The 20,224-nt window shown below is 61.3% G+C and carries 17 protein-coding genes; 14 read left to right on the top strand and 3 right to left on the bottom strand.

The genetic code is table 11. The features are described from left to right. Positions 1-313: 313 nt before the first annotated feature. Both BLR16_RS15430 and BLR16_RS15425 read right to left on the bottom strand, forming a co-directional pair. Positions 314-1,807, bottom strand: coding sequence for a CoA-acylating methylmalonate-semialdehyde dehydrogenase (locus tag BLR16_RS15430; protein ID WP_003366570.1), 1,494 nt, complete (start codon positions 1,805-1,807; stop codon positions 314-316). Between the two features lie 90 nt (positions 1,808-1,897). Then, the gene (locus tag BLR16_RS15425) at positions 1,898-3,244 is read right to left on the bottom strand and encodes an omega-aminotransferase AptA (protein WP_054081332.1); all 1,347 of its coding nucleotides are present in this window, start codon (positions 3,242-3,244) and stop codon (positions 1,898-1,900) included. Between the two features lie 111 nt (positions 3,245-3,355). On the opposite strand from BLR16_RS15425, the gene BLR16_RS15420 reads away from it, so the two are divergent. The 9 genes from BLR16_RS15420 to BLR16_RS15380 all read left to right on the top strand — a co-directional run bounded on the left by BLR16_RS15420 (position 3,356) and on the right by BLR16_RS15380 (position 13,779). Next, positions 3,356-4,276, top strand: coding sequence for a LysR family transcriptional regulator (locus BLR16_RS15420; protein WP_003431839.1), 921 nt, complete (start codon positions 3,356-3,358; stop codon positions 4,274-4,276). A 186-nt stretch (positions 4,277-4,462) separates the two neighbouring features. Beyond that, positions 4,463-5,860, top strand: a complete 1,398-nt coding sequence (locus BLR16_RS15415; RefSeq protein ID WP_058416265.1) for a uracil-xanthine permease family protein — start codon at positions 4,463-4,465, stop codon at positions 5,858-5,860. Between the two features lie 94 nt (positions 5,861-5,954). Further along, on the top strand, positions 5,955-6,617 hold the full coding sequence (locus tag BLR16_RS15410) for a TetR/AcrR family transcriptional regulator (protein WP_003318629.1): 663 nt from the start codon (positions 5,955-5,957) through the stop codon (positions 6,615-6,617). Positions 6,618-6,649: 32 nt separating this feature from the next. Then, positions 6,650-7,243 carry an IMPACT family protein gene (locus BLR16_RS15405; RefSeq protein WP_003366563.1) on the top strand — a complete coding sequence of 198 codons (594 nt, stop codon included), beginning with the start codon at positions 6,650-6,652 and terminating at the stop codon, positions 7,241-7,243. Positions 7,244-7,775: 532 nt separating this feature from the next. After that, positions 7,776-9,329, top strand: coding sequence for an ABC transporter ATP-binding protein (locus BLR16_RS15400; protein WP_058416264.1), 1,554 nt, complete (start codon positions 7,776-7,778; stop codon positions 9,327-9,329). 11 nt (positions 9,330-9,340) lie between these two features. Then, positions 9,341-10,441, top strand: a complete 1,101-nt coding sequence (locus tag BLR16_RS15395) for an ABC transporter permease (RefSeq protein WP_004667295.1) — start codon at positions 9,341-9,343, stop codon at positions 10,439-10,441. After that, a complete protein-coding gene (locus tag BLR16_RS15390) occupies positions 10,441-11,367 on the top strand; it encodes an ABC transporter permease (RefSeq protein ID WP_003366557.1) in 927 nt (308 codons plus the stop codon). The genes BLR16_RS15395 and BLR16_RS15390 overlap by 1 nt, the downstream gene beginning before the upstream one ends. A gap of 243 nt (positions 11,368-11,610) precedes the next feature. Further along, the gene (locus BLR16_RS15385; RefSeq protein WP_003366555.1) at positions 11,611-12,300 is read left to right on the top strand and encodes an SDR family oxidoreductase; all 690 of its coding nucleotides are present in this window, start codon (positions 11,611-11,613) and stop codon (positions 12,298-12,300) included. Between the two features lie 123 nt (positions 12,301-12,423). After that, entirely contained in the window at positions 12,424-13,779 is a 1,356-nt protein-coding gene (locus tag BLR16_RS15380) for an 8-oxoguanine deaminase (protein ID WP_058416263.1), read from the top strand. 111 nt (positions 13,780-13,890) lie between these two features. On the opposite strand, the gene BLR16_RS15375 is transcribed toward BLR16_RS15380, so the two are convergent. Then, the gene (locus BLR16_RS15375) at positions 13,891-14,994 is read right to left on the bottom strand and encodes a calcium:cation antiporter (protein ID WP_003431849.1); all 1,104 of its coding nucleotides are present in this window, start codon (positions 14,992-14,994) and stop codon (positions 13,891-13,893) included. Between the two features lie 264 nt (positions 14,995-15,258). Between BLR16_RS15375 and BLR16_RS15370 the strand changes: the two genes are divergently transcribed. The 5 genes from BLR16_RS15370 to BLR16_RS15350 all read left to right on the top strand — a co-directional run bounded on the left by BLR16_RS15370 (position 15,259) and on the right by BLR16_RS15350 (position 20,176). After that, the gene (locus BLR16_RS15370) at positions 15,259-16,179 is read left to right on the top strand and encodes a Fe(3+) dicitrate ABC transporter substrate-binding protein FecB (RefSeq protein WP_003431850.1); all 921 of its coding nucleotides are present in this window, start codon (positions 15,259-15,261) and stop codon (positions 16,177-16,179) included. Beyond that, positions 16,180-17,169, top strand: a complete 990-nt coding sequence (fecC, locus tag BLR16_RS15365) for an iron-dicitrate ABC transporter permease FecC (protein ID WP_044309511.1) — start codon at positions 16,180-16,182, stop codon at positions 17,167-17,169. It abuts the gene before it with no gap. Then, entirely contained in the window at positions 17,166-18,134 is a 969-nt protein-coding gene (locus tag BLR16_RS15360) for an iron chelate uptake ABC transporter family permease subunit (protein ID WP_058416261.1), read from the top strand. Before fecC ends, BLR16_RS15360 begins: the two co-directional genes overlap by 4 nt. A gap of 4 nt (positions 18,135-18,138) precedes the next feature. After that, positions 18,139-18,930, top strand: a complete 792-nt coding sequence (gene fecE / locus BLR16_RS15355; RefSeq protein ID WP_003366479.1) for a Fe(3+) dicitrate ABC transporter ATP-binding protein FecE — start codon at positions 18,139-18,141, stop codon at positions 18,928-18,930. A gap of 151 nt (positions 18,931-19,081) precedes the next feature. After that, positions 19,082-20,176, top strand: coding sequence for a BMP family ABC transporter substrate-binding protein (locus BLR16_RS15350; protein ID WP_003366477.1), 1,095 nt, complete (start codon positions 19,082-19,084; stop codon positions 20,174-20,176). Positions 20,177-20,224: the final 48 nt, after the last annotated feature.

Raw genomic sequence — 20,224 nt, 5'->3', positions numbered from 1 at the left:
TGCGATCAACTCTGGAGTTGCTCATCAGCGGGAGGCGAATTCTACAGCGTTACAACCGCGTGTCAAACTCTTTTTTCTCACCGCTGTCGATCAATTCAGACCCGACCTACTTCCTCGCTGACCCTTCACTCCAAAACCTTGCAAACTATTGATCTACAAGGCTTTTTCGTTTCCGTCTGCGCCGGAAGTGGGGCGAATTATAGACACCTCACAGAGGGCGTCAACCGTTAATTTCAAAAATCTTCACCCTGCTTTGTTACGCCCCAGCAAACACGGGAGATCCTCTTTAAAGACGATCTCCCTCCCGCAGAATTTACAGGCTGGGAAATGCAAATTGCGACGCTTCGTGGCTCGCACGCTGCGGCCAGCGCTGGGTAATTGCCTTGCGACGGGTATAGAAGCGCACACCATCGGGACCGTACGCATGCAGGTCGCCGAACAGGGAACGCTTCCAGCCACCAAAGCTGTGATAGGCCACCGGTACCGGCAGTGGAACATTGACCCCGACCATCCCCACTTCAATCTCGTCGCAGAACAGACGCGCCGCTTCGCCATCGCGGGTAAAGATGCAAGTGCCGTTGCCATATTCGTGATCGTTGATCAGTTGCATGGCCTGCTCAAGGCTGTCCACGCGCACGATGCACAGCACCGGCCCGAAAATCTCTTCTTTATAGATACGCATCTCTGGCGTTACGCGATCGAACAGGCAGCCACCCATGAAGAAGCCCTGTTCATGCCCGGCAACCTGAAGGTTGCGCCCGTCCACCACCAGAGTCGCGCCCGCCTGCACACCGTCCTCTATATAGCCGCCGACCTTGTCGCGATGCTGCCCGGTGACCAGCGGCCCCATATCCAGGCCACAGGTCGTGCCCGCGCCGATCTTCAGGCTCTGGATTTGCGGAACCAGCTTGGCCACCAATGCATCAGCGATCTGATCGCCGACGCATACCGCGACCGAAATCGCCATGCAACGCTCGCCGCAGGACCCGTAGGCAGCGCCCATCAAGGCACTCACGGCGTTGTCCAGATCGGCATCCGGCATCAACACCGCATGATTCTTGGCACCACCGAGCGCTTGAACGCGCTTGCCCCGCGCTGCGCCTTCCTTATAGATGTACTCGGCAATCGGTGTGGAACCGACGAAGCTCAATGCCTTGACCTCCGGCGCTTCGATCAGCGCATCGACCGCGACCTTGTCACCGTGAACCACATTGAGCACACCCTTCGGCAGCCCCGCTTCATGCAGCAGCTCGGCAATCAACAATGTGGAGCTGGGATCGCGTTCCGAAGGTTTGAGGATGAAGCAGTTACCACACGCAATGGCCAGCGGGTACATCCACAGCGGCACCATGGCCGGGAAGTTGAACGGGGTAATACCGGCAACGATACCCAGCGGCTGAAAGTCAGACCACGCATCGATGTTCGGCCCGACGTTGCGGCTGTATTCACCCTTGAGCACTTCAGGCGCAGCGCAAGCGTATTCCACGTTTTCAATACCACGCTTCAGCTCGCCCGCCGCATCTTCCAGGGTCTTGCCGTGCTCTTCACTGATCAATTGGGCAATACGTGACTCATTCTGCTCAAGCAGTTGCTTGAAACGGAACATCACCTGAGCACGCTTGGCCGGCGGCGTATTGCGCCACGCCGGAAAGGCAGCCTTGGCCGAGTCGATTGCCTTCTGGACTGTTTCGCGATCGGCCAGCGCCACGGTGTGGATAACCTGCCCGGTCGACGGGTTGAAGACATTGGCGCTACGACCTTCAGCAGAAACGAACTCGCCGTGGATCAGGTGTTGAATGCTGCTCATGGAAAACTCCGGATAAAGGCAACGGGCGTGAATCAGCTCACACCCGATGCGATAAAGGCACTTATATAAGAAGAGAGCCTGCCAGCGCGGTCAGTCGACCAGGTTGAGGGTTTCGCCGACGGCATCGAACAATCGATCCAGATCCTGCGCCTGGCTGTTGAAGGTCGGTCCGAATTGCAGGGTGTCACCGCCGAAGCGCACGTAGAAACCGGCTTTCCACAGCTTCATGCCTGCCTCGAAGGGCCGCACGATGGCGTCGCCGTCACGCGGTGCGAGCTGGATGGCACCTGCCAGACCGTAATTGCGGATATCGACCACGTTTTTCGCGCCCTTGATACCGTGCAGCGCACGTTCAAAATGCGGCGCGACGGCTGCGGCCTGCTGCACCAGGTTCTCCCGCTGCAGCAGTTCAAGCGCCGCCAGCCCGGCTGCACAGGCTACGGGGTGAGCGGAATAGGTGTAGCCGTGAGGGAATTCGACGGCGTACTCCGGCGTTGGCTGATTCATGAACGTTTGATAGATCTCGCTGCTGGCGATTACCGCGCCCATGGGGATGGCGCCATTGGTGATCTGCTTGGCGATGCACATCAGGTCAGGCGTGACCCCGAAACTGTCGGCGCCAAACATCGAGCCCGTACGACCGAAGCCGGTAATGACTTCGTCGAAGATCAGCAGGATATTGTGCTGATCACAAATTTCACGCAGGCGCTTGAGATAGCCCTGCGGAGGAACGATCACACCGGCCGAACCCGCCATGGGTTCGACGATTACCGCAGCGATGTTCGACGCATCATGCAACTCGATCAACTTGAGCATCTCGTCAGCCAGCGCGATACCGCCCGCCTCGGGCATGCCCTTCGAGTACGCATTGCTGGCCAGCAGGGTGTGCGGCAAGTGGTCGACGTCCATCAACTGGCCGAACATCTTGCGATTGCCATTCACTCCGCCCAGGCTGGTGCCCGCCACGTTCACACCGTGATAGCCGCGTGCCCGACCGATCATCTTGGTCTTGGTCGCCTGGCCTTTCAGCCGCCAGTAGGCACGCACCATCTTCACCGCCGTATCCGCGCACTCGGAACCCGAGTTGGTATAGAAGACGTGGTTGAGATTGCCCGGCGTCAGGTCGGTAATCTGTTCTGCCAGCTGGAACGACAGGGGATGCCCGAACTGAAAGCCTGGTGAGTAATCCAGCACACCCAGCTGCCGGGAAACGGCTTCCTGAATTTCCTTGCGCGTGTGCCCAGCCCCGCATGTCCATAGACCTGAGAGTGCATCGTAGATCTTGCGCCCCTTGTCGTCTGTCAGATAGCTGCCATGCGCGGCCACGACCATGCGCGGGTCGCGCTGGAAATTTCGATTCGCGGTGTAGGGCATCCAGTGAGCATCAAGCTTCAACTGATGGGTGACAGGCACATCGGACACTTCGAACATATTCATGGGAGCAAGCCTCGCAGGCGCTAAACGAAAGGTCATTGCCGCCAAGGTGCCACGCGGCTAAAGTTCATGAAACCCGCCTTTTATGATCTTTGGTTTGGTAATCACTAAACAATGAATATCCGTCGTTCCGATCCGGTGTCGCAGGTCAGTGATTTTGATATCCGCTTGCTGCGCCTATTCAAAAGCGTCGTCGAGGCGGGCGGCTTTTCTGCGGCTGAAAGCGTGCTCGGCATTGGCCGATCAGCGATCAGCCAGCAGATGAGTGATCTGGAACAACGCCTTGGCCTGCGCCTGTGCCAGCGAGGCCGCGCCGGCTTTTCCCTGACCGACGAAGGGCGCGAGGTCTATCAGTCGTCGTTGCAATTGCTCAGCGCGCTGGAAAGTTTCAGGACAGAGGTCAACGGCCTGCACCAGAACCTGCGCGGCGAGCTGAACATCGGCCTGACCGACAACCTGGTCACCCTCCCCCACATGCGCATCACCCATGCCCTGGCCCGGCTGAAAGAGCGCGGGCCGGGCGTGCACATCAACATCCGCATGATCGCCCCCGCCGAGGTCGAGCGCGGTGTACTCGACGGCGGCCTGCATGTCGGCGTCGTGCCGCAGGCCAGTGCCTTGCCGGGGCTTGAGTATCATCCGTTGTACAGCGAGCGTTCGCTGCTCTATTGCGCGGTCGGGCATCCCCTGTTTTACGCCGAGAATGCCACGCTGGATGACGCACGTCTCGCACAGCAGGAAGCCATTGCTCCGACCTTTCGCCTGCCCAACGAGATCCAGGACCACTATCAGGCACTGACCTGCACGGCCAGCGCGTCCGACCGGGAGGGCATCGCCTTCCTGATTCTGACCGGCCGCTACATAGGCTACCTGCCCGATCATTACGCCAACGCCTGGGTGCAGGAAGGCAGGCTGCGCGCATTGAAACCGGATTCGAAGTTCTACGACCTCAATCTGGTGACCGTCACCCGCAAAGGCCGGCGCCCTCATTTGGTGCTGGAGAGCTTTCTGGAAACACTTGCCGCTACCCGATGACACATTTCTGCCCTGCACCTGGCCGGTTCGCCGACGCTGCAGAGCGCGTTGAAAGCGCTATCAGGCTGATATTTATTGAAATAAATGGAATCAAATAAAAATAAGCTGAGCAACTGGACAGTTTTTTGCAGTAGTCCCGAACAACGACACGCCAGCACATGGCATTTCCCCGTCCGAGAACTCGCCATGCAGCCTGAAACACTCGACAACGATGATCTGATCTACGGCCTGGACGACCGCCCCAAACCCTGGACGGCGATATTGGCCGCGTTCCAGCACGTTCTCGCCAGCTTCGTGGGGATCATCACCCCGCCCCTGATCATCGGCTCGACCCTTGGCCTGACACAGTACATGCCGTACCTGATCAGCATGGCCTTGATGGTCTCGGGCACCGGCACCTTCATCCAGGCACGCCGCCCGTTCGGTATCGGCGCGGGCATGATCTGCCTGCAAGGCACCAGCTTCGCCTTCCTGGGCGCAGTGTTGTCCGCAGGCTTTCTGGTCAAGCAGCGCGGCGGCAGCCCGGAGGACATCATGGCGATGATCTTCGGCGTGTGCTTTTTCGGTGCCTTGGTGCAGATCGCGCTGAGTCGCTGCATTGGCCAGTTGCGAAGGGTCATCACGCCACTGGTGACCGGTATTGTCATCACGCTGATTGGTGTGAGCCTGATCAAGGTAGGCGTGACAGACCTGGGCGGCGGCTTCAACGCACCGGACTTCGGCGCCCCGGTTAATCTGGCGCTGGGCGGGTTCGTGCTGGCCGTGATCATTGTGCTCAATCGATCGAATACGCCCTGGGTACGTTTGTCAGCCATCATCATCGGCCTGGCGGTGGGCAGTCTGGCCGCATGGTTCAGCGGCAAACTGGTGCCGCAACCCCTTCACGACCTGCCGTTGATCAGCGTACCGGTGCCGTTCCGCTTCGGCTTCAATTTCGACTGGAGCGCTTTCCTGCCTGTCGCGCTGATTTATCTGATCAGCAGTATCGAGACGGTCGGCGACCTGACCGCCAACTGCATGCTCGCGCGCCAGCCCATCAGCGGCCCGAGTTACCTGGCGCGCCTCAAGGGCGGTGTACTGGGTGATGGCGTGAGCTGCATGATCGCCGCGACCTTCAGCGCATTTCCCAATACCACCTTTGCGCAGAACAACGGCGTGATCCAGTTGACCGGCGTTGCCAGTCGCTATGTCGGGCTGTACATCGGCGCGGTGCTGTTCGTGCTCGGGCTGTTTCCGCACATTGGTGCCATCGTCCAGCAGATCCCCAAGCCGGTGCTCGGCGGCGCAACGCTGGTCATGTTCGGCAGCGTCGCCGCCGCCGGGGTACGCATTCTGGCCCAGTCACCGCTGGACCGACGCAGCATGCTGATCATTGCCACCTCATTGGGTGTCGGTCTGGGTATTGCGGCGCAACCTGCGCTGCTGCATCAGTTGCCGAAACTGGTGCAGAACCTGTTCGATTCGGCCATCACCAGCGGCGGTATCACGGCCATTGTCATGTGCCTGCTGATTCCGGAAGGCAAAGTCGCCGCCGTTCCGAGCGCCGATGCAGCGGAACCCAAACCTGTGGAGCAACCACGATAACTTTACTTGCCGCGCCCGCACCGACGCTTGCGAGATGCTCGCCGGTGCGCTATCTGTTCATTCGTCGCGCCCTACGACCTGTCCGGAATTGCCCATGACCCTTGAAGTCCCCGCACACAGCGCTCACGTCACCAAGCCTGCAAGCCGTATTCGTCAGAAGAACGAAGAAGCGATCATCCAGGCAGCCGAAGATGAATTTGCCCGCCACGGTTTCAAGGGCACCAGCATGAACACCATCGCGATCAAGGCCGGGCTGCCGAAAGCCAATCTGCATTACTACTTCACCAACAAACTCGGCCTGTATGTCGCAGTGCTCAGCAACATCATCGATTTGTGGGACAGCACCTTCAACCACCTCAGCGTCGAAGACGATCCGGCAGAGGCGCTGGCCCGCTATATTCGCGCCAAGATGGAATTCTCGCGCCGCCAGCCACAGGCTTCGCGGATCTTCGCCATGGAGATCATCAGCGGCGGCGAATGCATGAGCGAGTATTTCAGCCAGGATTACCGCCTGTGGTTCCAGGGCCGGGCAGCGGTCTTTCAAGCCTGGATCGACGCCGGCAAGATGGACCCCGTCGACCCGGTGCACCTGATCTTTCTGCTATGGGGCAGCACCCAGCACTATGCCGACTTCGCCTCGCAGATCTGTCGCGTCACCGGTCGTTCTCGACTGACTCGCCAAGACATGGATCAGGCAAGCAACAATCTAATTCGAATCATTCTCAAAGGTTGTGGGCTCACCCCGCCAGCCTTGTAGAATCGTCGCCCTGACGTCAGCTGGACACACGCATGCCTTTTACCCTGATCGGCCCTTGCGAGTTTCGTGAAGAAATCCGCAAGAGCCGCTTCATCACCCTCGCCGCCCCCATCGCCAGCCCGGCCGACGCACAGGCGTTCATCGAGCAGCACAGTGACCTGAACGCCACCCACAATTGCTGGGCCTGGAAGCTCGGTGGCCAGTATCGCAGCAACGATGACGGCGAACCGGGCGGCACTGCAGGCAGGCCGATTCTGGCCGCCATCGAAGCGCAGGAGTTCGATCAGGTCGTGGTGCTGGTGATCCGCTGGTACGGCGGCATTCAACTGGGGACCGGCGGCCTGGCCCGCGCCTATGGCGGCGGTGCCAACAAATGCCTGCAGCAGGCCGAGCGTCTGCCGCTGATCCAGCGCGCGTCGTTCCACCTTGAATGCAGCTTCAGCGAGCTGGCGCTGGTCAAGCTGCGTCTCGGCGAACTGAACGGTCTGGTGGAAAGCGAAAACTTCATGGCCAACGGTGTGCAGATGTCCATCGCCATCGGCCCCGAGCACACCGACACCCTGCAGCGCCAACTGGCCGATCTGAGTCGCGGCAGAATCCTTCTGCACGCAGCGCCGGAGCAATAGCCGGAGCCTCTGAGCCACATGTCACAATTGCCCACATCTACTGTGCATCCGGCTGTGGATAAGCTGAGCACACTCCACCGCGAGCCTTGCCGGGCTTGCGTTTCAGGCGAATGATCGTTTTTTGAGCAATTGCCGGGCGTGGATCCATAAAGAGTGCAAAAACAGCCTGTTAGCACTTGTTAGTGCCTTTGGATGTTAACCGCCGCCGCATTATTCTCACTCAACCGGCTTGCGCACAGTATCTGTGGAAGAACCTGTGGATAACAGGTGCAAGGGTCGCGCATTGCTTCAGCGCACCGCCCTCCACGTCCGCTGTACATTTTTTGTTCAAATCAAAGGGCCACATTGGCCCGCGCCAGGCAAGCACGCCCCGAACTGGTGCTGAAACGAGCGCCGTCGATAGGCGAAGGCCGGTGACAGAGCCGAAAACTCCGTGCCTGGCCTCGATTCAACGAATCGGACGCGAATCCTGACTCCTTGGCCAGGATTTTGCTTTATCCACACGCGACCCACTTCTGCCTCAGAGCCTTTCATGTCAAACCACGCGATAGCTGCGCGCCTGCAACTGCGCCACATCACCAAACGATATCCCGGCTGCCTGGCCAACGACGCTGTCGACCTGACGATTCAGCCCGGAGAGATTCACGCCCTGCTGGGTGAAAACGGTGCGGGCAAAAGCACGCTGATGAAGATCATCTACGGCGTGACGCAGCCCGACGCCGGGACGATCATCTGGCAAGGCCAGGTGCAGACCATGCGCAATCCGGCACAGGCCAGAAGCCTGGGCATCGGCATGGTTTTCCAGCATTTTTCGCTGTTCGAAACCCTCAGCGTCGCGCAAAACATCGCGCTGGCGATGGGCGCAGCGGCGGGCACGCCCAAGCAACTCGAACCGCGCATCCGCGAGGTCTCACAACGCTACGGCATGGCAGTGGAGCCCCAGAGGCTAGTCCACAGCCTGTCGATTGGTGAGCGGCAGAAAGTCGAGATCATTCGCTGCCTGATGCAGGACATTCGCCTGTTGATCCTCGACGAGCCCACGTCGGTGTTGACGCCTCAGGAAGCCGATGAGCTGTTCGTGACTCTGCGGCATCTGGCCCGAGAAGGCTGCAGCATTCTGTTCATCAGTCACAAGCTGGGCGAAGTGCGCGCGCTGTGTCACAGCGCGACTGTACTGCGCAACGGCCGGGTCTCCGGGCACTGCATTCCCGCTGAATGCTCCGATCTGGAACTGGCGCGCTTGATGGTCGGTGATGCCGAAGGGCTGACCGCGCAGTATGAGAAAGTCAGCGGCAGCACAGCCTTTTTGCGCATCGAAAAACTGTCCTGGCACAACCCGGACCCGTTCGGCTGCTCACTCAAAGACCTCAGCCTGGAAGTACGCAGCGGCGAAATCGTCGGTATCGCGGGCGTGGCCGGGAATGGTCAGGATGAGTTGCTGGCGCTGCTCAGCGGCGAACAGACCTTGCCCCATGCCCAGGCGGCGACTCTGCGTTTTGAGGATGCCCCGGTCGGCAACCTGCGGCCCGATGCGCGGCGCAAGCGTGGCCTGGCATTCGTCCCGGCCGAGCGCCTGGGGCATGGCGCAGTGCCGGAACTCAGTCTTGCCGACAACGCGCTGCTTACCGCCTTTCAGCAAGGGCTGGTGAACAATGGCCTGATCCAGCGCAGCAAGGTGCGCGCACTGGCTGACGAAATCATTCGGCGCTTTGCGGTCAAGACCCCGGATGCCCAGGCCCCGGCGCGCAGTCTGTCGGGCGGCAACCTGCAGAAATTCATCCTCGGTCGGGAAATTCTGCAAAAGCCGAAACTGTTGATTGCCGCGCATCCCACCTGGGGCGTTGATGTCGGCGCTGCGGCGGCGATCCATCGGGCGCTGATTGCCTTGCGCGACGCGGGGGCCGCCATTCTGGTGATCTCCGAAGACCTGGACGAGTTGTTCCAGATCAGCGACCGACTCGCCGCCCTGAGTGGCGGACAGCTTTCCGACCTGATCCCCACTGAACAGACCAGCACCGTGCAAATCGGCGGCTGGATGGCGGGACAGTTCGATCATTCTCAACCCCAAGCCCACGTGCCTGGTTAACGGAGCGAAACATGCTGCTTTCTCTGGAACCGCGCGGCCAGCAATCGCGCGCGATGTTGTGGTGCTCCCCTTTACTGGCTGCGGTGCTGACCCTGGTCTGCGGTTCACTGCTGTTCATCGGCCTGGGCCTGAACCCTTGGGTGACGCTGCACACCTTGCTGATCGCGCCGGTCAGCGACTGGTACGGCCTGTCGGAATTGATGGTCAAGACCCTGCCGATTCTGCTCTGCGCGCTGGGTCTGGCGGTCGCCTATCAGGCGCGTATCTGGAACATCGGGGCGGAAGGCCAGTTGCTGCTCGGCGCATTGGCGGGCAGTGCCGTGGCGGTGAATATCATCGAGATGGAGAGTCGTTGGGCACTGGTCATGGTGCTGCTGGCCGGCACCCTCGCCGGCGCGGCCTGGGCGGGCGTGACCGCCTGGCTGCGCACGCACTTCAACGCCAATGAAATCCTCACCAGCATCATGCTCAACTACATCGCCCTCAACTTGCTGCTGTACTTCGTCCACGGGCCGCTGAAGGACCCGGCCGGCATGAACTTCCCGGAGTCAGCGACTTTCGGCGACGCCAGCCGTCTGCCGCTGTTGATGGAGGATGGCCGCGCGCACATCGGCGTGTACTTCGCCCTGCTTGCGCTGGTCGCGGTGTGGGTGCTGCTGCAGCGCAGTTTCGTCGGTTTTCAGATCAAGGTGCTGGGCCTGGACAAGCGTGCTGCCGGGTTCGTCGGCTTTCGAGAAAAACGCCTGGTTTGGCTCGCACTGTTGATCAGTGGCGCGCTGGCCGGGCTGGCCGGCGTATCGGAAGTGACCGGGCCGATCGGTCAACTGGTGCCGCAGGTCTCGCCAGGTTACGGCTATGCCGCGATCACCGTGGCCTTTCTCGGCCGCCTCAACCCCATCGGCATTCTGTTCTCCAGCCTGTTGATCGCCCTACTGTATCTGGGCGGAGAAAGCGCGCAAATGACCTTGAACCTGCCGTTGGCAATCACGCAGTTGTTTCAGGGGATGATGCTGTTTTTCCTGCTGGCCTGTGATGTGCTGATTCTCTATCGCCCACGTTTGAAACTGCACTGGGCCAAGCGCCAGATGACAGCCGTCACAGGAGCCGCATGATGGATATCGACCTGCTGAGCAACATTTTCTACGCCATGGTCCGCTGCGGAACCCCCTTGCTGCTGGTGGCGCTGGGCGAACTTATCTGCGAAAAAAGCGGCGTCATCAACCTCGGTCAGGAAGGCATGATGCTGTTTGGCGCAGTGATCGGTTTCATCGTCGCCCTGAACACCGGCAACCTCTGGCTGGGTGTGCTGCTGGCGATGCTTGCAGGCATGCTGCTGTCGGCACTGTTTGCCCTGGTGGCACTGGTGTTCAACGCCAATCAGGTCGCGACCGGGCTGGCGCTGACCATCTTCGGCGTTGGCCTTTCCAGCTTTGTCGGGGCCGCCTGGGTCGGCAAACCGTTGAGCGGTTTCGAACCGGTGGCCATCCCGCTGCTCAGTGACATTCCGCTGATCGGCCGCATGCTGTTTGCCCAGGACTTGCTGGTCTACCTGTCCTTTGCGCTGTTTGCACTGGTCGCCTGGGCGCTGCTGAAAAGCCGCGTCGGGCTGATTATCCAGGCGGTCGGCGAAAATCCCGATGCGGCCAGCGCCATGGGCTTGCCAGTGTTGCGTGTACGCACGTTGGCCGTGCTGTTCGGCGGCGCAATGGCTGGGCTGGCCGGGGCCTACCTGTCGCTGGCCTACACGCCGATGTGGGCAGAAAACATGAGCGCCGGACGCGGCTGGATAGCCTTGGCGCTGGTGGTGTTCGCCAGCTGGCGCGTGTGGCGTCTACTGCTCGGTGCGTACCTGTTCGGCCTCGCCAGCATCCTGCACCTGGTCGCGCAAGGCATCGGCCTGGCCATCCCGTCCAACCTGCTGGCGATGCTGCCTTACCTCGCCACCATCATCGTCCTCGTCCTGCTCTCCCGCGACGCCTTGCGCACCCGGCTGTATGCGCCGGTATCGCTGGGCCAGCCTTGGCGGGCGGGGCATTGAGGGAGCTCGCGGCGCAGATGGTTGACGCAGAGCGTCATGAACGGCATTCCCACGCTGGAGCGTGCGGAACGATAATCCCGACTATCGCGCCGATGCTCAGCGTCAGACATCTACCTTGAACGTTTCCGGCTCACGGAGATTCCAACACTGCATAGGCAGTAGTACGCTGCGGGGTCGAAACTTTCGAGAGGCCTTGCTGGCACTGCCATGGAGTCTGTCTCTCAATCTGCCAAGGAATCATTCATGACCACTACCAAGAAAACCGCCCTGATCATCGGTGCTTCGCGTGGCCTGGGCCTCGGGCTGGTGCAGCGCTTGACCGAACAGGGCTGGCAGGTCACCGCCACGGTGCGTGATCCGCAGAACGCTGAAAACCTCAAAGCGGTCGAGGGCGTGCGCATCGAAGCGGTGGATCTGGACGAAACGGCCTCGCTTGAAGTGCTGGTCCAGAAGCTGCGCGGTGAAGTGTTCGACGTGCTGTTCGTCAATGCCGGCATCAGTGGCGCGGCACACCAGAGCGCGGCGAAGTCTACCGCTGCCGAACTCGGGCAGTTGTTCCTGACCAACGCGGTGGCACCGATTCGTCTGGCCGAACGCTTCGTCGATCAACTTCGTCCCGGCACGGGCGTCCTGGCGTTCATGAGTTCGTGGCTGGGCAGCGTCACTTGCCCGGACGGCGCAAACCTTGCGTTGTACAAGGCCAGCAAGGCTGCACTCAATTCGATGACCAATACCTTTGTCACCGAGCTGGGCGAGAACCGTCCTACCGTTTTGTCTATGCATCCGGGCTGGGTGAAGACCGACATGGGCGGCGAAAATGCCGCCATCGACGTGATGACCAGCACCACTGGGCTTGTCGAACAGCTCAATGCCTACGCCGGCAAGGGCGGCCATCACTTCATCGACTACCAGGGCAAGACGATTGCCTGGTAATCGGCTGCTCGACTAGAATCGCCGTCCTTCGCCGGGGCGCACCTGACCCCGGCGACCCTGGATCAGCAGACAGGGCAACACTGAGCTGGCTAACCTGAACCTGTCTTTCAGAGGAGCCGGCCCATGCCTGCGATCCGTATCTGGTTGAAAAATCCCCTTGCCGTGTTCACTGCCAATGACCTGGACGCCCGTGGCGGTCTGGTGATCGAAGGCGGCGTCATCACTGAAGTGCTGGCCGCCGGGCAGCTCCCGTCAACGCCCTGCACTCAGACGTTCGATGCCCGTGAGCATGTGTTGCTGCCGGGGTTGATCAACACGCACCATCACTTCTATCAAACCCTCACGCGGGCCTGGGCACCAGTGGTCAATCAGCCGTTGTTCCCTTGGCTGAAAACCCTGTACCCGGTATGGGCGCGCCTGACGCCGGAGAAGCTCGCGGTCGCCAGCAAGGTGGCGCTGGCCGAGCTGTTACTGTCCGGGTGCACAACCGCTGCTGACCACCACTATCTGTTTCCCGACGGGCTTGAACACGCTATCGATGTTCAGGTGCAGAGCGTTCGGGAGCTGGGCATGCGCGCGATGCTGACGCGCGGTTCGATGAGCCTGGGCGAAGCGGATGGAGGCTTGCCGCCGCAGCAAACCGTGCAGCAGGGCGAGGTGATTCTGGCCGACAGCCAGCGTTTGATCGAGACCTACCATGAGCGTGGTGACGGCGCGAAGATCCAGATCGCGCTGGCACCCTGCTCGCCGTTTTCGGTCACGCCGCAGATCATGGCCGAGAGTGCGGCCATGGCAGAAAAACTCGACGTGCGCCTGCACACCCACCTGGCTGAAACCCTCGACGAAGAAGACTTCTGCCTGCAACGCTTCGGCCTGCGCACCGTGGATTATCTGGACAGTGTCGGCTGGTTGGGACCGCGTACCTGGCTGGCCCATGGCATCCACTTCAACCCCGACGAAATCGCCCGTCTCGGCGCAGCAGGTACGGGTGTCTGCCACTGCCCGAGCTCGAACATGCGCCTGGCCTCCGGCATCTGTCCGACCCTGGACCTGCTCGCTGCTGGCGCGCCGTTGGGGCTTGGGGTCGATGGTTCGGCGTCCAACGACGCATCGAACATGATCCTGGAAACCCGCCAGGCGCTTTACCTGCAACGCCTGCGCTACGGCGCCGAAAAAATCACTCCGCAGCTCGTGCTGGGCTGGGCCACCAAGGGGTCGGCGCAATTGCTGGGACGCACTGACCTCGGTGAACTGGCGGTGGGTAAACAGGCTGATCTGGCGTTGTTCAAGCTGGACGAACTGCGCTTTTCCGGCAGCCATGATCCGCTGTCAGCGCTGCTGCTGTGCGGCGCGGACCGTGCCGATCGGGTGATGATCGCAGGACAATGGCGAGTGATCGACGGCCAGGTCGAAGGCCTGGACATCAAGCAGTTGATTGCCGATCACAGCCAGGCCGCGCGGGAGTTGATTCGGGGCTGAACGTGCGGGGCGATAATCTCAACTATCGTGCGACGCTCCGCGTCGGCATGCCGTTCAGGACGCTCTGCGTCCTCTTGCGACGCAGAGCGTGGGAGCGATAGGCAATAGGCCCTAAAGCCCCAGACACGAGAGCATGATGAACGTCGCGAACAGCACGAAGTGGGTCATGCCTTCGATGGCGTTGGTTTCGCCGTCGTTGAGGTTGATGGCGGACACCAGCAGGGTGATGAAGATCATCACGGTCTGCACCGGAGTCATGGCCATCTGGAAAGGCTGGCCACTGTAAAGCGCCATGGCTTCCATGACCGGAACGGTCAGGATCACGGTCGACAGCGACGCACCCAGGGCGATGTTGACCACCGACTGCATGCGGTTGGCCAGCGCGGCACGCAGGGCCGTGAGGATCTCCGGCGCGGCAGAGATGGCGGCGACCAGGATGGCGGTCATCACCGGCGGTGCACCGGTGCCTTCCAGGCCCAGGTCAACCGTCTTCGACATCACTTCGGCCAGCGCGCCGATCACCACCACGCCGACAACCAGTGTGGCAATTGAGCGGGTCAGATTGACCGGTTCTGCGTGCTCTTCAGCCGTATTGGAACCCTGACTCTGACGCTTCTTCTTTTCCGGGTAGCTGTAGCTGAAAAAGTAACTGTGCGGCCCGACCTGCATGCGCAGGAACAGGGTGTAGAGCAGGATCATCGCGCCGATGGTAAACGCCGAATAGATCTTCCAGTCACCCTTGGGAATGAACTCGGGTACGACCATCGACACGCCCATCGCGGTGAGGATCATCACGCTGTAGGTGCGCGCCGAATCATCGTTGTATGACTGCTCGCCGTGCTTGATACCGCCCATCAGCGCCGCAAGACCGAGGATGCCGTTGATGTCGAGCATCACCGCCGAATAAATCGTGTCCCGCACCAGCGTTGGCGACGGCTCGTTGCTCATCATGATCGCCAGGATCACCACTTCGACCGTCACCGCCGACAGCGTGAGGATCATCGTGCCGTAAGGATCGCCGACCTTTTCCGCCAGCATCTCGGCATGGTGGGCAACGCGCATCGAGGCGCAGATGATGAACGCGACCAGCGCCAGCCCGGACACCAGCGCCACGACCTGACCGTTGCCTACCAGCACGTGCTCCAGTGGATAAGCGACGAACATGGCAATAATTGCCAGCAACAGAAACTTTTCTTGCTTGAGCAATGCGCCCATTTTTATTCCCCAAACCTTGCGACATCGCCGCGGATGTACATGAAGGTGGCCAACAGTGAAGCGTGTCAGAGTAGCTTGTGTGACAAAAGGTTTCATAAAATAGCCCGAATGCGAACCGCACCCACGCGTAAATGACTTTTGATCCCGTCGCCACGATGTGAAATAGTGCCCGCCGTTTTCAACAATAGTGCCTGCCGTTTTCTTCGCGGCCTTCAGGGCGCGCCTGTTTTTCCTGATTCCGTTTTGTTAGAAAGGACCTTTGCCATGCGTGCTTTTCGACTTCCGCATCTGCTGGCTTGCGGCCTGCTGACCCTGATGGCGAGTGCAGCCCAGGCCGCACCTATCGACATCGATGACGGCCAACACAAAGTTCACCTGCCTGACACCCCCAAGCGCGTGGTGGTGCTGGAGTTTTCGTTTCTCGACGGACTGGCTTCGGTCGGTGTGACGCCGGTCGGTGCCGCCGACGATGGCGATGCCAACCGCGTACTGCCCAAGGTGCGCAAGGCCGTCGGCGAATGGCAGTCTGTGGGCCTGCGCTCGCAACCCAATATAGAAGTGATCGCGCGGCTCAAGCCGGACCTGATCATTGCCGACCTCGGTCGCCATCAGGCGCTGTACAACGACCTCGCCAGCCTGGCACCGACGCTGATGCTGCCGTCACGCGGCGAGGATTATCAGGGCAGTCTGAAATCTGCCGAGCTGATCGGCGTGGCGCTGGGCAAAGGCCCAGAGATGCAGGCGCGGATCGCGGAGAACCGCCAGCACCTGAAGACTGTTGCCGAGCAGATTCCGGCCAACACCAACGTGCTGTTCGGCGTCGCCCGCGAAGACAGCTTCTCGGTACATGGCCCGCACTCTTATGCGGGCAGCGTGTTGCAGGCGATCGGTCTGAAGGTCCCGGAAGTACGCAAAGACGCCGCGCCCACCGAGTTCGTCAGCCTGGAGCAGTTGCTGGCATTGGACCCGAACTGGTTGCTGGTCGGTCATTATCGTCGCCCGAGCATCGTCGACAGCTGGAGCAAGCAGCCGCTGTGGCAGGTGCTTGGCGCAGTACGTAACAAGCAGGTAGCTGAAGTGGATGGCGACAGCTGGGCGCGCAATCGCGGGATCATGGCGTCCGAGCAGATCGCCGACGATGCGCTTGCCGTACTCAAGGGCGGCAAGGCCGTGCTGAACCCGTAAATGCGTCGCTGGCTGATGGCAGGCGTGATCACCGCGACCTGCCTGGGACTGTTCTGGGTGTCGCTGTTCGCCCTGTCGTCGTTCAGCATTCGTCAGGTGGATGCCTGGAACGGACTGATCACGCAGGGCCGCGAGGGCGGTAATATCGCTTACATCGTCGCGCAACTGCGCGTGCCACGCGCCCTGTGCGCGGCACTGGTCGGTGCCTGCCTGGGCGTGGCGGGCGCGTTGATGCAGGGCATCACCCGCAACCGTCTGGCCTCCCCGTCATTGTTTGGCGTCACGGCGGGCGCAGCGTTGGGGCTGGCGCTGTTTTCCACAGGTCTGGTCGCTCTGCCCTTCCCCGGTGGCGCTCTTTTAATGACCTGCCTCGGCGGTGCACTGGCATGGATCACAGTGTTCAGTCTTGGCGGCGCATGGTCGCCTGCCACCGCTCAGGGGCGACTGGTGCTGGCGGGTGTCGCCGTCGCCGCACTGTGCGCAGCCTTGACCCGTCTCACCGTAATTCTTGTCGAAGCGCAGGCGCAAAGTGTCCTCAACTGGCTGGCAGGGTCACTGGCCAATGTCGGCGCGGCGCAATTGCAACTGCTCTGGCCGTGCACGCTGATCGGCGTGGTGCTGGCGATTGCCTGTGCGCCGCGCTTGAACCTGATCAACCTCGGTGAAGACGCTGCGCGTTCGCTGGGCGTGCGCATCGGTGCGTTACGCCTGCTGGTATTCGTGGTCAGCCTGCTGCTGGTTGGCGCCAGTGTCTGTGCAGTCGGGCCGATCGCCTTTGTCGGCCTGATCGCGCCGAACATCGCTCGCCAGTGGCTGGGCAATGACTACCGCTGGCTGATCCCGATCAGCGCCGGCCTGGGCGCGGCCATCGTGCTGGCCTCGGACCTGATCAGCCGCGCCGTGGCCTTCCCGGTGGAAACACCGGCCGGGGTAGTGACGGCATTGATCGGCGCGCCGTTCTTTCTGTTTCTGGCGAGGCGTGCGCTATGAACCACCCGCGCTCAAGGCTGTTGCTGCTGATGACTCTGCTGGCACTCGCCCTGCTGCTGAGCCTCAGCGCTGGGACCGTGTGGCTGACACCCGGCGCCGTGCTCGATCACCTGATCGCCCACGACAGCAAGGACTTCGAAGTCTGGAATCACCGCCTGCCACGCGGCCTGATCGCAATCATGACCGGCTGCGCGTTCGGCCTGGCGGGCGCCATCGTGCAAGGCGTGATTCGCAACCCGCTGGCCTCGCCGGAAATCCTCGGCGTCACCCAGGGTGCCGGGCTGGCGCTGACCATTGCGATTATCGGCCTGCCACAGTTACCGGTATCGGCGCTGCCGTTTGTGGCGTGTCTGGGCGGCGCGGCGGGTGCGCTGCTGCTGGCGTTGTATAACGCCGGCGTGCAGTTTTCCGGGGTACGTTTCGCGCTGTCCGGGGTGGCGATTGCTGTGACGCTGTCGAGCATCACCGAGTTCCTGATCCTGTCCAACCCGCTGGATATCAACACCGCCCTGCTGGCGCTGACCGGCAGTTTGTGGAGCCGCAACTGGCACCACGTCCTGCTGGCCACGCCGCTTCTGCTGCTGATCCCGCTCAGCCTGCTGCTGGCCAAACCACTGAACCTGATCGGCCTGGGTGACGAGGCGGCGCAGAGCCTGGGCACCGGCCTCACGCGTACGCGCTGGCTGTCGATGGGCAGTGCCGTGCTGTTGACCAGCCTGGGGGTGGGCATTATAGGCCCGGTGAGCTTCGTCGGCCTGGTCGCACCACACATGGCCCGTCGTCTGGTCGGCGGTCATCATCAGTACCTGCTGCCCGCCTCGATGGTGCTGGGTGCGTTATTACTGGTGCTGGCAGACACGCTGGGACGCACGCTGATCGCGCCCAGCGAAATTCCGGCCGGGATTCTCACGGCGGTGATTGGCGCTCCGTATTTCCTCTGGCTGCTGGCCCGATTCAAAGGTTGATCCCATGACTATTCTGAAGGCGCAGCAACTCGACATCGGCTACGGCGCAACGCGCATCGTGCAAGACCTGTCGTTCAGCCCGCCGCCTGCGCAGGTCACTGCGCTGATCGGCCCCAATGGCTGCGGCAAATCCACCCTGCTCAAGGCCTTCGCCCGAATTCTCACCCCGCAATCGGGCAGTCTCAGTCTGGATGGCACGGCCTACCGCCAGCTGTCGGCCAACGAGCTGGCGCGCAAGGTGGCTTTTCTGCCGCAAGTGCTGCCGATTCCGGAAGGCGTCAGCGTACGCCAGCTGGTGGCGTACGGCCGCAGTCCGCACAACAGTCTGTGGGGTCGCCTGAGTGACGCCGATCAACGCAGTGTCGATCAAGCCTTGCAGCGCATGGAGCTGGACACACTGGCCGAGCGCCCGCTGTCGGATCTGTCCGGCGGGCAACGACAGCGCGCCTGGCTGGCGATGATCCTTGCGCAGGACGCGGCCATCGTCCTGCTCGACGAGCCGACCACCTATCTGGACATCAGCCATCAGGTCGAGCTGCTGGACCTGATGCGTGAGCTGAGCGCCGAAGGCAAGACGGTGATTACCGTGCTGCATGACATCAATCAGGCCTGCCGCTACGCCGACCACCTGGCGGTCATGCAGGGTGGACGTCTGGTGACCTGCGGCGCGCCGGGTGATGTACTGACGGCCGAGCTGGTCTGCCAGGTGTTCGATGTGCAGGTGCAGATCATGCGCGAACCCGTGGCCGGTACGCCGATGTGCATCGTCGAGCGCAGCACGCGCTGCACCAGTTAGCGGCGTAACCTGCAGCGTCTGCACCTTCCCGCTGCATGGTGAAACAGGCAGGCAAGCGGCAAAGCGCGCCAGCATCGTAAGTTGTCCTGTTGGTCAGTTATTTGCATTGTCGGGGTATGCACTCCAACAAGACCGCAAGGAGCTAGACCCGATGCACCTGACCAACCCACGTCGTCCTCTGAAAAAACTGCTGTGTGCCATGGCCGCCGTTGTCGGCATCGGCTCCAGCCTGCTCGCCTCGGCAGCCGATCCGCTGAAAGTCGGATTCGTCTACATCGGCCCCATCGGCGACCACGGCTGGACCTATCAGCATGAACAGGGCCGTCAGGCGATGGTCAAGGCGCTGGGTGACAAGGTGACCAGCAGCTACGTGGAAAACGTGCCGGAGGGCGCGGACGCCGAGCGGGTTATCCGCAACATGGCCAAGGGTGGTTATGACCTGATCTTCAGTACCTCGTTCGGCTACATGAACCCCACGCTGAAAGTCGCCAAGCAGTTCCCCAAGGTGAAGTTCGAGCACGCGACCGGCTACAAGCAGGACAAGAACATGGGCACTTATCTGGCCCGCACCTATGAAGGTCGTTACGTGAGCGGTTACATCGCCGCGAAGATGACCAAGACCAAGAAGATCGGTTATGTCGCTTCGTTCCCGATTCCTGAAGTGCTGCGCGACATCGACGCCATCCAGTTGGCGCTGAACAAATACAACCCGGGCACCGAGATCAAGGTGGTGTGGGTCAACTCCTGGTTCGATCCGGGCAAGGAAGCCGATGCGGCCAATGCGTTGATCGATCAGGGCGTGGACGTGGTGTTCCAGCACACCGACAGCCCTGCGCCGATCCAGACCGCCGAGCGTCGCGGCGTGTATGCCGTCGGTTATGCCTCGGACATGGCTCACTTCGGACCGAAAGCAGTGCTGACCTCCATCGTCAACAACTGGGGCCCGCACTACATTCAGGCCGCCGAAGGCGCCATCGCAGGGACCTGGAAACCACAGGATTACTGGGGCGGCCTGAAGGAAGGAACGGTCGAATTGCCGATCAGCGACGTGGTGCCTGCTGACGTGAAGGCCGAAGCGCAGAAGATCATTGCCAGTATTGAAAGCGGCGAATTCCACCCGTTCACCGGCCCGATCAAGGACCAGAACGGCACCGTGAAAATTGCTGACGGTGTGGTCGCGACCAACGCCGAGCTGGCATCGATGAACTACTACGTCGAAGGCATCAAGGCCGAGCTGCCCAAGTAATCAGTCCGCCACTTGCCTGACCATCGTGCCTGCTGCGCCAGGCACGAT

Origin of the sequence: Pseudomonas sp. BS3767 (assembly GCF_900099665.1) — a bacterium.
Classification (GTDB): Bacteria; Pseudomonadota; Gammaproteobacteria; order Pseudomonadales; family Pseudomonadaceae; genus Aquipseudomonas; species Aquipseudomonas cerasi.
The sequence above is the reverse complement of the archived record's forward strand: the minus strand, read 5'-3'. Positions and strand labels throughout refer to the sequence as shown.